Consider the following 12,771-nt stretch of genomic DNA (forward strand, 5'->3'; position numbering starts at 1 on the left):
GCGTTAAATTTTAAATTTTTCTCAGTTTAGTTTCTGCTTATTTTCGTTTTTATTTTTTGTTTTCTTGTTTTTTTGTTTCCGCTGACATTTTTTTGGACTTTCATTTTTGAAAACATTCTGGTTTTTCTCCATTTTTCTGAAAGTTAGGACTATCCAAAAAGAGAAACAACTTAGAGAATAACCTCCAAATATGATGATATGTCCAATAAACATTACAAATGGAGGGAATGCATTTCTGCATTCACATCTATGTTCTCATTTGTGGGCTTTTAAGATTATTGATATGGAAGATTTCATCAGTTTCTTAGGTTACTGGCCTTGACTGGAAGACAATCAAAGACAATCGATTATTAGCAAGGGAGGGGACAGGCCCCTCCCTTAAACCCACCCCGCTTACGATAGGTCACCGGAGGGGGGCTAGGCCCCTCCGGTTCCCGGGGATATTGTGTACATCGCGACAAATCAATTCCAAATTAGGGTGATCAGAAATATGGAGAAGAGTCAACATTCTTTTGAAAAATCCACTCTTTAATAGCAGATAAAAGAGAATAGATATTACAACCAGGTGATAATTTATGTCCCAGAGGGGAGTTGACGCAGTTTTCCAGGCAATGTTTTTGTTAACAGATATGAGAGAGCTTTTTAGAAAAAACGCACCATTTCCGGATTTTGAGGAAGAGGATAAAGCACAGGCTGAAAAAATAATTGAAAAATTAAAAAAGCAGATATCAGTTATTGAACAGGAGGTGCTTTAAAAAATGCTTTGCGCAGATAAAATTGAGGCGCGCTCTGTAGAAGAGATGTTCATAAACATCGATCCGATACAGGCCGGCGGAAGGCTGACTCCTGAGGCTCAGAAAGCAGTTTTAGCATATTCTGACGGGTATTCTGTATGCGATAACTGCCTAAAACCCTTCAGGCTTGACTACATAAAAAAGCCGCCCCTCTCTGAGTTTCACGAAGATTGTGCCAAATGGCTCAATATGGATGCTGTCAGGGTAGTTCCGGGCGCAAGAAGAGGTTTTCAGGCCGTTGCATCAACCCTTGTTGAAAAAGGCGATCCTGTAATCTTAACTGCACTTTCTCACTACACCGAATTTGTATCTGTTGAGCAGTCCGGAGGTATCCCCTGCGAAATTCCAAAAGATGAGAACAATCATATCACAGGCGAAAATGCGGCGCAAAAGATTGAGGATGTAATAAAAGAGTACAATAAAACACCTTCACTTCTTTTTGTCGAGCATGCCGACTACCAGTTTGGAAATATACATGATATAAAAGGCGTTGTAAAAGCCGCCCATTCATATGATATACCTGTTCTTTTAAACGGTGCATACACTGTTGGAATAATGCCGGTTGACGGAAAAGATATCGGTGCTGACTTCATAATCGGTTCAGGTCATAAAAGCATGGCTGCACCGGCACCATCCGGAATTATTGCAACAACTGAGGAGTATGCCCAAAAGGTCTTTAGAACAACTCAGGCAAAAGGAGATGTCACCGGACGCACTTTTGGTATAAAAGAGGTTGAGATGATGGGATGCACACTTATGGGAGTTACCATGGCAGGACTTGTTGCATCATTTCCGGCTGTTAAAAAGCGTGTTGAAAACTGGGATACAGAAATTAAGCACAGCAGGATGGTTGCAGACGCACTATGCTCAATTGAAGGAACAAAGTGCTTAAGCGACATGCCAAGAGAGCATACACTCACCCGTATCAATACAATAGAGTCATTTGACAAGGTTGCAGAAACTCACAAGAAAAGAGGATACTTTTTCTCAGCCGAACTTAAAAAGAAAGGTATTTGTGGTGTTATCGCCGGTTCAACAAAGGTATGGAAATACAATACATTCGGACTTACGGACAGACAAACAATGTATCTTTGTGACTCATTTAAAGAGATTGCCAAAGAAAACGGTCTTAATGTTAATGAATAATATCAAAAAAACGTTCCAGGAAAAAATAAATATAAAAATTTTAGAAATTTAATAAAATCAAAATTTAATTGATTTATTCAACTTTCATCTGGAGATATTATCTCCCCGTTTAATGCACGATATTTTTTGACATCCAGCAGGCAGATTTTCATGAGTTCTTTTATATCAAGTTCCTTTTCATCCTCAATAACAGATTCTGACGTTGCAGAAACCGCAGGATGTTTTGGAACAACACTGCATCCAACATCTCCTGCAAGATTGCGGAAAGTTTTTATTTTTCTTGCGATTTTTACGGTTTCCTCTTTGTCATATGTGATTAAAGGCTGAATTACCGGAATATCTGGTGGCACAACAGATTCAACAACTGATATATTGGAAAGTGTCTGCGATGCAACCTGGCCCAGATTGTTTCCCATCACAATCGCAAGATATCCTTCTTTTCTTACAATCTCAGATGCTATTCTAAGCATAAACCTCTTGCATATAAGACACCGGTTCTTCTGGTTTTCTACATTTACCAGTGAATCATAGAATTTGTCAATTTTTACACAGACCATTTCAACAGAATGTCCCGGAGTCCATAAAGAGAGGTTTGCGAGGTTTTCCAGCGAGGCTTTTTTGGTATCTGCTCCCATGTATTTTTCGCTGTTAAAATGAACGTAAGATACAATACAGCCCCTTTTCATGACAAGCCATGATGCGACAGGAGAATCAATTCCGGCTGATAACAATGAAAGCACCTTGCCCTGTGTGCCAACCGGAAGGCCGCCAGGGCCTTCAATTGAATTGTCATAAATAAGGCCGCCTTCTTTTCTTGCCTCAACAAAAATTTCATAGTCAGGATCTGTTAAATTGACAGTTAAGCCCGGAACACGCTGATATATTCTGCTTCCTGTTGATGCGCCAAGTTCCTGACTTGTAAAGCCTGTTATATTTGACCTTCGCGGCCTGACAGCAAATGTCATGCCTGATTTTAGTTTCTTTGATGCAAATTCAGCAGCGGCCTCTTCTATTTCGGAGCGTTCAGGAGATGTCAAAACCGCAATACTTACTCCTACAATTCCAAAAACCTTAGATACTGTATCTGCAATATCCTTTGTATTATCCCCGCTGATTAAAATTCTGCCTCTGTGGAGTTCGATATCTGCTTTGAGTCCCGCGGCATTAAGCGCCATCCTGATATTTTTTGTAAGTAATTTTGTATAGTAGCGCTGAACTGATTCACTTTTTAAAAAAAGCTCACCATATTTTGCCATCACCGTTTTTTTCATCTGTGCCTTAATTATATGAATCTGTTAAGTATTATTTATTGGCAGGTTCTGTATCTTTTTAGGAACTAAACAGTTTTACTTAGAAAATATTACATCTTCACAATATTTCAGGCATTAATTATTCTATACAACAATTAAGCTGGGAACAACTAATTTGTGTTGATCTTCGTTTGGAAGTCAATGTAAATTTATCACTACATCCTGTTCTGTAATGGTTGTTAATAGAAACTTCTTTTAGTAGTCCGAGATGAAATTATCAGTAACTATGGCAAAGAAAAAAGCGGAAAAATCAGAGCCAACATCAGTACTGTATTACTTTTACACACAGGAAAGATGGGATAACTGGCTAAAAACGCTTCTTGAGATGAGCTTTGAGGAAGACTCAGAATCTGATGAGATGCCCGAAGGCTTAGCAGCGCTTGACAACTTTACAAAAGACATCAACGTCTCTGTATTGAAAATAATAAAACTCTTCCAGAATAACAGCTATAATTCCAAAACAGCACTTGAAAAGCTGAATGAAGTTGAAGCAATCATAATGGGAGAGGTTCCTGAAAATGAACTGTTCGATATTCTTCAGGGTGTCCAGATGCGCTTTTTAGTCCTCTTCCTTTCATGCAAGAAATTCTTAAACGGTGAAATCGGAGAAGGAGAAATAAAAGATCTTGTAAAAGAGGGCAGAAAAACAGGCGACAGCGATGTTGAAAAGTCACTTGAGCTTGCATCCACAATCGGCGCAAAAGTACTCAATGGAGAATCCTGCTGTGGAAAATATCTGCGCTCGGATTCTGATGACGAGCCCATACTCTTTGACGACTGGCTTGTAGAAGTCGATGATATGGGCGAGGCGTTAAAATCTCTTAAGAAATTCGATGAGGAATTTGGAGTAGGAATTTGATTGCATCAAAGGCGCGTTTTAAGGCGGCAAAGAAACTGCAGAATATTGTGGGATACCGTGTCCCGGAGTTTGCCTTTAAAGGACAGTTTCTCGAAGCTGTCTGCGCCTGTGCTGATTATCCGCGAATGGAAAAGCGGCTTAGACAGCAGATTATAAATTTTTTTAAAACTTTTTTAAACTGCAGATGCAAAACAAACCCTTTGTGCGGGTGTGCTGAGAGAAAATTTGCCGCAGAAATTCTTGAGCTTAGAATGACCGGAATGGATCATAAGCAGATTTCAGATTTTTTCCTCGATGAGTATGGAATATCTCTTTTTCCAACTGATATACTTAGTTTTCTTGAAGAGTCAGTGCATGTTCTCGAGGCTGTCAGGGATGTTGCAGAAATTGAAGGGGACTCTGATATGATTGCACTTGCAGACAAAACAATTCAGAATGTTGAAAGATAGATATTAAAAAATTGTATGGGCATTCACTATTTTTTAAGGATTGTATAAAAACGTCCATGATAATTTTTTTCATGCACCGGTTTCATGTAAGTTACGAAGTAACTTTCATGTAAAAGCCCCATGATGAGCTTTTTTCATCACACAAAAAGTGATGAAAAGTTTATCAGGAATTTTGACTTTCATACCAAAATCTTCAGTATTTTAGGATCTGGTTTTAATCTGCAATGAAAGTCAGAAATCAAAAAAAGAAAAAAAGAAAAAAAGAAAAAAAGAAAAAAAAATTAAAAAAAATTAAAAAATTTAAGGCTCATATTCTGATTCCAATATCCAAAAGGATTTTTTTCAGGTTATTTTTTAGATTTTTATCTGCTTTTAAAAGAATAATAAAATACAAAATTCCGCCTGCCAAAACAAGGATTATTGTTTTGTACCATGTATCAGGCAGAAATATTTCTTTTGATATAAGCAAAAAGACTGTCATAAGAACAGATGACAGAATTATATTTCTGATCTGAATTTTTTGGTACCTGATTTTTGCAAACTGACCGGCATACCATAACGATATTGCGGCACCTGAAATGTTTGCAATCATTACAGCTAGTGCAGCACCTGAAATTCCAATCAAAGGAATCAGATAAAAACTTAAAACCAGAATTAAAAACGACTGTACTGCATAGACTCTAAATGTCCATCCGGGATGTCCTGCAGAGTTTACTGTCATAAGTGCCGCTATTACAAAAATCTGTGCAAATTGTGCGGCAAATAAAAATAAAAGTGCAGAATATCCTATGGCAAAATCAGCACCGTATAAATAATACAAAATCTCTTTTCCCAGTATGATTCCGCCGCAAACAGCAGGAAGCGCAAGCAAAAATGAATATGTAAATATTCCCGAAAGAGCGTTTTCAATAAAATCAGTTTTTTGTTCTGCATACCATCGGCAGAATTTAGGATAAAGAGCAGTATTTAAAGCAGAAGCTGAAAAAATAACAACTGATGTCAAAGCAAGTGTGGTTGTATATACTCCTGCATCTGAACTTTTCATGAAGTATCCGATAAGAATTGTTCCTGCATATGCTGTTACACAGATAAAAGCCGATGACAAAAATGTCCAGAAAGAAAATCCAAAAAGATTTTTGATGTGTTTTTTGCTGAATCCCTTAAAAGTTATCTTTAGATACTTTATATTTATCAAAATTGCGACTGTAATGCCTGCGATAAAACCTGCCGCAAGTCCGCCAGTTCTAAAGCCTGCATAAACAAATGCAACCTGGATTGCTATTCGGAAAAGAGAGTCTGCAAGCAATGAAATCTGGTTTATCCCAACTTTTCCCTTTGCATACACACCTGCTGAAATAACAGATGAAAATCCGGACAATATCAATGCTATAATCAGATATGGGAAAAGTCCTGTCTCGCTGAAATCGACAAACAAAAATGCTAAAAATATAATTATTGCAACAGTAACTGAAGTCAGTATAAGACGTATCAGAAGAGATGCGGTAAAATATTCATCAATATCACCCCCTTCGCTGATCTTTTTTACTGCCGCACCTGAAATTCCAAAATCACTTATGACACTGAAAACTCCAAAATATGCAAGAAATATCCAATATTCTCCAAGAAGGCCTGCACCCAGTGAATGAGCAAAATAGGCTGTAGATAAAAATCCGACAAATGTGAGTATTATTGTTGAAGAAAAAGAAATCAGACTCTGCCTTTCAGTCTCGCCAACTCTCATTGCAATCTGTGTTATCTTCTTTTGGCCGGACACATCTAAACATATGAGAGATTGCAGAAGTTATATATTTTGAACAGAACGGTTATGTGTTCTAACCTAACTTTGCCAGTTAGAGTTCAATCCCCCTCAAGATACTGTCCACTATCTCTATTCGATTTTTTCAAATTTTTGTCAGGAAATAGAATTTGACAGTTGGCTATTTTACTACTTTAAAATCATGAAATGCCCCAGTCATAGAGTAAAATCTTCGTATTTATGGAGTCAAAATTCGAGTGAATGTACTTTTTTGTCTTTCTTTTCCACAAATCAATGGTAACTGTCAAATTCGATAATGATTTTTTTATGAATTTTGTAGATGTATGCTTCATTTCCGGGATTTCAAATCGAATCAGTGAAATAAAAAGCTGTGCAATAAATCCGATGATTAACGCACCATAAATGCTGTTATCTGTCCAGACTCTCAATGGTTTAATTTCAATTTCATTCTTTAAAGAGTGGAATATCTTCTCAATCGAGTCTTTTTTTCGATATGTATTTAGGGCCTCAACAAGTGTCAAATTCTTACTTGATTTCAGACAGAAAAATCCTTCTCTGCCAGTGATTAATTTATCTTCAAGGAGTTTTACAGCTTCATCCTCTGAAATTTGAACAAGTTTTGTCTGGATGGAATAATCAACATCAACAAGCAAATTATTTATACGAAACTTCTTAGGGAGTTTTTTATTTTTTTCAATACATTCCTGAATCGTTTTTGCTTCCTTAATCTGTTTCACAACTTTTCTCGCCCTGGATTCAAGTTGTTCTTTCTGAAGTTTCTTTGAAAAATAGAAGTAATTGATGCTGTTTGGTTTCACAATTTTAATGCCGCGAATGCCGGCTTCATCATCAATAATTTCAGGACTATATTCTTCGAATTTTGCAATTATCTTATCATCACTTTTGTTAAGCTTCTTTCCTGTGATATACTGCAGGTTATCGGAGCGAATCATCTGAGTATTATCAATGCTGTTTGCACCTTTGTCAAATATTACTAGAGAATCTTCTTTTAATCTATCTTTTACCTGAAGATACGTCTTTTTGAAATGTTTCTGATCGTTGAGATTTCCGGGTTCAACAGTCATTCCTATCGGAATATTGATTGGATTAGCCAGTTCAGCCAATCCAATAGTTATCTGTTTTTTGTCAGGTCTGTGATCCCGACTATATCCATATTTACCAAGTTCTGCTTTATTTCCGTGAAGAACTATACTGGTCCAGTCCATGTTGATGTCGGTGAGATCAAAATCATACCTATCAAAGATTCTATCCTGAATATCTGAGATGATTTCTTCTCTGTTTGCTCCGATTGTTTCAAGAAGACGATAAATCGTTCTTTCACTGAAAGAAATCAGGTTAAATATCTGCAAAACCTCTAAGCGATTTATCCATCCATGTGAGCGCTTGATGCTGAAATTATCAGTCAGCTTGTAACTGATAAGCGCGATAAGTAAATCATCGATACTTATTCCTTTTTTCTTATGCTTGCCAAAAATTTCTGAAAAATTAAGTATTTCATATAGTGTTTTGACAAGCAGGATGATGCCAATAGGAAAGGATATATTGTCATTAGGCTCAACTACATAGGTTCTTAGTTTTGTTTGCATGTTTGATCATTTGTAACATCACTAAGAACAGTCTTATTTCTTTTTAATTGGATTTTTGAGCTATTTATTCAAATCATTTGATTGGTACTTTATACGTAAGTGGCAAACTTAGGTTCTAATCATTCTAACCTGGTTTTGATGAATTGGAAGAATAATGTGTAGATGAAAAAGTGAATAAAAAAGGATAAATTTTTTATTTGAAAGATTCCGGAAAAAATCATGAAATAATGCTGTCTACAACATCTCCACGGGTATTATAAAGAATTGCCGCATCTCCGCTGTTATCCCAGACGTCATTAATGCTTTCCCAGCAAAATACTCCTTCTTTATCAGTTTTAACGCCGGAAATGAGTTTTATTGTATCTCGTGATTGTATGTAGGAATTTTTAGGAAACACGTATGAATTTTTGGTCTTACTGCTTGAGATAACAAATCCTTCTATATCGACAGTTTCCTGCCCTGAATTTTTAATTTCTACTTCATTTGATATCACATCAATTGAAGTAACCTCAATATTTATACCTGTATTAAAATTTGAAAAATTATCTTCATCAGGGCTGTTGTTTGCAGTATTTTTACTCTCATCTAAAACAGATTCATTATCAGACCCAAAGATTGCATCACCTGCAGTTTTGGGAATTTCAAATAAATCGAATGTTTTGTCCTGCATTCCCTTTGAAAACATTGCATATACAGGATAATGATCAGATACCAGTTTTGTGAAGTCATCTGTTAGTGAATATTCTGTATCAAACCTGTGGACACCTGCATCTCCAGTGTAAAAGTCATTTCCACCTGTTATAACAATTCTATCATATGTGCAGTCAGTTGTTCCAGTTGTTGTATCAAGGATGTTATCAATAACCCATACATAGCCTTTGCTTTTCATTGGAGTGTAGGTATTTTCATCAAAATATCTGCCATCTGCGTTGTAATCACCCATAATGACTACAGTTTCATCAACAGGCAGAACATTTTTGGCATACTCTGCTACCTGGTAGAGTCCGTCAATTTCTTCTTTTGCCTCATCGGGATCTGTATGAATTACGACAAAAGTAGCGTTGAATAAACCCTCTGAAGACTTAAATGATCCAATAAATGGTTCTCTGTGAAATGGATCAGTGTTTTCAGGTTCAGGGTATGTGAAAGGATCTGATATAGGGTCAATAGTCTTTGTATTGTAAATATATGCATACTGTTCTTTGCTTGATGTTCTTCCAAGCCTTTCGCTGACAAAATATGAATACATTGATCCGTCCGAGTTTACAAGACTGATAAGTTGTGGAAGAGCTGTTCCTGAACTGTCCCTTATCTCCTGTATAGCGATTATATCATATTGTCTGATTATTTTGGATATGATATTCATGACATCACTGTTTTCAGCTTTTGTTGTACCAAAGACCTGAATATTGAATGCTCCTGCTTTAATCAGAGAACTGTCTTTATCATCGTTTAAAAATACGTTTTGAGCGGTATCAGAGATTACATCTTTTTGCGAAACAGCAAAGATAATTAGTATAATTACAAGTGCAATTTTAAGAAAAAATGGTGCATTCTTCTTTGATGATTTTTTTCTTTTTGCGGCCATGATATCTAATTAAATAAAACCTTTCAGGCATATTTTAGTTTGGATTTCAGGTTTTTAAAAATCTGAAGGGTTTGTTGTGATATAGTCATCTTTTGAGATGATATGTTTGTCAAATGATTTCCCATTGAATGCAAAAATTGTGATTTTTCCGCCGGATTTAAAAATACGCATGTTTTCATCGTATATTTTTCTAACCGGTTTTAAATTATTCTCTTTAAAATAACCAAGAAGAGTGATGTAGAAGTCCTTCTCCTGTAAAAGAAACTTTTTTTCATAATTGATTGTATCTTCTGCGTATTCCAAAGAGAGGTTTTCAGGTATTAAATTACCATATTCTCCATGCTGATCAAGACCTGAAATCTGCCGCCATTCAACGTTTCCAGTCTCATCTGCCTCGCGGTGAAGCATGTAAGGATATATTTTGCATATGGAAAATCTGTCATCATAAATTCTGCACTTTTTACTTTTATCTTCAAGAAAGACACAATCGCCGTTATTTTTTGTTTTGAGTGCATATCCGGAGACATAAAAACAGCCGTTATTGTCGCAGACCTCAAAATATGGTGCAGGAATAATCATAGAGGGATATTTTTCAACTGCACGGACAAGATCTTCTGATAATAAAAAAACATGGTCATTAAATTCTTTTGTACAGCATCTGCCGCAAAGGGTGCATGAAAAACCTACATCCGAGATTATTCTGGCAAGTTCTTCTTTTGGATAGTCAAGAAGAGCAGATAATTCTGCATCCAAATCTGAAATTGCCTTTGATATTGAATTAATTGTGTTAATTGAGATTTTTCTCACCTTATATTGATCTTATTTGACAGGCTAAATTTGCTGGCACGAAATATAATAATATTCACTTTTGTTTTAATTTTGACATGAAAATTATTTTGTAACTTACATGAAATTGTGCATGAAATATAATTTCACGAGCGGTTGTTATGAAAGTCAAAATCCCAAACAAACTTAATAATTGATTATTTTTGGTGAAACCGCCAATCATATGGATTTTTTCATAAAAATATATATATTTGATGTTTTAACTTTGCGGGGTCTTATTAATCAAAAATTAAAATTCTCTTAGAATTTCTTAGAAATATACCTGAATGTCTCTTTAGAAATTCTCTTAAAAGTCCTTTTAGAAATTTTCCTAGTAATTTTATTTCTAACCAGCTTAGAATTTATGCTCTATTTGTTTATGCTTTATGAGTGTATCCAGTTATCCCCTATCCTATCTGGACGGGTTTATCTAAAACCTGGTCAAACTCTATGAAATTATCAGATATTTAGGTGACCCTCTAAATGTTTAAGGGCAGATCAATCATAGATATTCAAAAAATGACACTCTTTTACTTAAAAATAGTATAATCCTACATAGCTAACGCTAGTGACATGGCATTTTTTCTGATGAAATTTACCTAATAATAACGCGAAAACCTGGATTTTTCCATGCCGGATTGTATCCTTGCAAGATCAAGTATCTGAAATGCAACGAAATTTAAAAGGACATTAAATTCCCTGTTATCCTCCTGATATCCTTTCACATCAAACTTAACCGTTTTTTTGATATGTGCATGTTTTCTTTCACAGTTGCTCCTGCTTTTTAATTTCTTATTAAATTCGGGATTATCCATATTTTTGTTTCTCAGGTATTTTCCTACGATTTTTTTATGACCATTTTCATATAGGAACCTGAGTTTGTCCTGCATCTTCGAATGGACATCTCCACCTTTCTTCCACATTTTATTGACTAATTCATCAATTTTTTTGGATGTTGCTTCTTCATGGTAAGTTGCATTCTCAGGAAGAGTGATTATTGGGTGGACACCTAAAATATACCATGCGTCTCCATGAGTGTCGAAGCTCTTATAGCCCGCATCAAGTGAAAATTTAGTTATATTAGGTTTTATTTCTTCAACAGATTTTAATAAGGAATAGCTATGCTTTTCGTCATGTTCTGTTGCATTCGAAAATTCCATGAATAAGACACTGTTTTCGTAATGGAATATGTGCGCCTTGTCCATGTAAATTTTATAATGCGGATTAAATTTTGAACATTTGCTGTATCTTGAAGCTTCCAGAGGAGTTGAATCAATGATTCCCTCACCGTTAGGAATCAGTCTCATTATCTTTTCAGCCAAAAATTTCATCAGTTTAATGACTCCATTCTTTCCAACTCGTGAACTTGCAAAATAGTGTAAGGTTGATTTTGAAGGGCGTAAATATGATTTTGTTTCAGGATCATAAGGTAATGAGAGCAATCTGCATTCTTCATCTGTTAAGGAAGTTACAACCTGCAGGTACGATTGCCTTCTGAATGATTTTACGGCGAGTAACTTTAGAAGTGCAACTACAGGAAAATGTTTTCTCCATTTATCCTGGGAATAACTGTCCCTTTCCAGATCAATTATTATCTCATTGAAGTTGAGTTCGCTAAGGAGTTTGCAGATTGACTCTGGCCTTATTATTCCATTTTCATAAAAATCAGGTTCAAATTGGGTTTATTCACTGAATTCCATGAACCATCACAGTTCAAATATATAAAGGCATGTATTAATTGCCTGAGTGTCATAAAAAATGGCAATAAGTTTTTAAGTAAAAAAGCTGTCTGGATGAGCTCTTTATTGGAAATCAATAAGATAAAAAGAAAGGATATGAGAATTTTTTTAGTTCAATCATTTTTTAGCTGATTGCAGAAAAAAAAAGAGTATCGGAAGTTTTTAGTTATTCATATTTTTTCAGATATTATGGATTGTCTGTGGAATATTTGCCTCGTTATAGTACTTTTGGATGAATCCGTCAGGAAAAATAATTTCTGTTTCTGAAGGTGACAGATCAAAGCTTGTAATTTTAGCAACCCAGTGATCTTTTAAAATATCTTCAGCCTTCAGCAGATTGAGCGAAGGAACAGTATATGTTGTACTTCCGTCTTTTTCAATTATATCTGTGTAATTGTAAATCTTAAAAACCGCTTTTTTATCGTCTGTGCTAATAACATCAATAGGTTGTGATGTTCTTGCGTCAATTTCATCCCTGATTATAGCAGGAGCACTGGCAATATTTGTGTAATATCCGATTAGCTCAAAAAAAGACATGCTGTAATCAAATTCAGAGATACAATCTCCGTTTTCCTCAACAGTTACTTTGTAAGTGTTCAGAGTAAATGCCTGAACTGAAACTGAAAGAGATGCAAGTAAAAGTACCAGCAAAAAAATTTTAAATATCTTCATATCAA

At 35.5% G+C, this 12,771-nt stretch carries 11 protein-coding genes; 4 read left to right on the plus strand and 7 right to left on the minus strand.

Annotated elements, in window-relative coordinates; all coding sequences use genetic code 11:
- The first annotated feature begins 575 nt into the window (after positions 1 to 575).
- Both L1994_RS03715 and pscS read left to right on the plus strand, forming a co-directional pair.
- The gene (locus L1994_RS03715; RefSeq protein WP_278100342.1) at positions 576 to 755 is read left to right on the plus strand and encodes a hypothetical protein; all 180 of its coding nucleotides are present in this window, start codon (positions 576 to 578) and stop codon (positions 753 to 755) included.
- 3 nt (positions 756 to 758) lie between these two features.
- Positions 759 to 1,940 carry an O-phospho-L-seryl-tRNA:Cys-tRNA synthase gene (gene pscS / locus L1994_RS03720; RefSeq protein WP_278100343.1) on the plus strand — a complete coding sequence of 394 codons (1,182 nt, stop codon included), beginning with the start codon at positions 759 to 761 and terminating at the stop codon, positions 1,938 to 1,940.
- Between the two features lie 77 nt (positions 1,941 to 2,017).
- Here pscS and thiI read toward each other — a convergent pair whose 3' ends face one another.
- A complete protein-coding gene (gene thiI, locus L1994_RS03725; protein ID WP_278100344.1) occupies positions 2,018 to 3,196 on the minus strand; it encodes a tRNA uracil 4-sulfurtransferase ThiI in 1,179 nt (392 codons plus the stop codon).
- A gap of 280 nt (positions 3,197 to 3,476) precedes the next feature.
- Here thiI and L1994_RS03730 point away from each other — a divergent pair, with 280 nt between their 5' ends.
- Both L1994_RS03730 and L1994_RS03735 read left to right on the plus strand, forming a co-directional pair.
- Entirely contained in the window at positions 3,477 to 4,109 is a 633-nt protein-coding gene (locus L1994_RS03730; RefSeq protein ID WP_278100345.1) for a DUF2150 family protein, read from the plus strand.
- Positions 4,106 to 4,558, plus strand: coding sequence for a DUF5814 domain-containing protein (locus tag L1994_RS03735; RefSeq protein ID WP_278100346.1), 453 nt, complete (start codon positions 4,106 to 4,108; stop codon positions 4,556 to 4,558). Before L1994_RS03730 ends, L1994_RS03735 begins: the two co-directional genes overlap by 4 nt.
- A gap of 307 nt (positions 4,559 to 4,865) precedes the next feature.
- On the opposite strand, the gene L1994_RS03740 is transcribed toward L1994_RS03735, so the two are convergent.
- From L1994_RS03740 to L1994_RS03765, 6 genes are all read right to left on the minus strand, one after another.
- On the minus strand, positions 4,866 to 6,332 hold the full coding sequence (locus L1994_RS03740; protein WP_278100347.1) for a flippase: 1,467 nt from the start codon (positions 6,330 to 6,332) through the stop codon (positions 4,866 to 4,868).
- A gap of 182 nt (positions 6,333 to 6,514) precedes the next feature.
- On the minus strand, positions 6,515 to 7,942 hold the full coding sequence (locus L1994_RS03745) for an IS1634 family transposase (RefSeq protein ID WP_278098696.1): 1,428 nt from the start codon (positions 7,940 to 7,942) through the stop codon (positions 6,515 to 6,517).
- 217 nt (positions 7,943 to 8,159) lie between these two features.
- Positions 8,160 to 9,530, minus strand: coding sequence for an endonuclease/exonuclease/phosphatase family protein (locus L1994_RS03750; protein WP_278100348.1), 1,371 nt, complete (start codon positions 9,528 to 9,530; stop codon positions 8,160 to 8,162).
- 54 nt (positions 9,531 to 9,584) lie between these two features.
- Positions 9,585 to 10,337: a YkgJ family cysteine cluster protein gene (locus L1994_RS03755; protein ID WP_278100349.1), complete on the minus strand. Its 753-nt coding sequence runs from the start codon at positions 10,335 to 10,337 to the stop codon at positions 9,585 to 9,587.
- A gap of 617 nt (positions 10,338 to 10,954) precedes the next feature.
- Positions 10,955 to 11,686 (minus strand): transposase, encoded by a 732-nt coding sequence (locus L1994_RS03760; RefSeq protein ID WP_278100350.1) that lies wholly within the window; start codon positions 11,684 to 11,686, stop codon positions 10,955 to 10,957.
- Between the two features lie 588 nt (positions 11,687 to 12,274).
- Positions 12,275 to 12,766, minus strand: a complete 492-nt coding sequence (locus L1994_RS03765; protein WP_278100351.1) for a hypothetical protein — start codon at positions 12,764 to 12,766, stop codon at positions 12,275 to 12,277.
- Positions 12,767 to 12,771 lie beyond the last annotated feature (5 nt).

This window comes from Methanomicrobium antiquum, from assembly GCF_029633915.1.
Lineage (GTDB): Archaea > Halobacteriota > Methanomicrobia > Methanomicrobiales > Methanomicrobiaceae > Methanomicrobium > Methanomicrobium antiquum.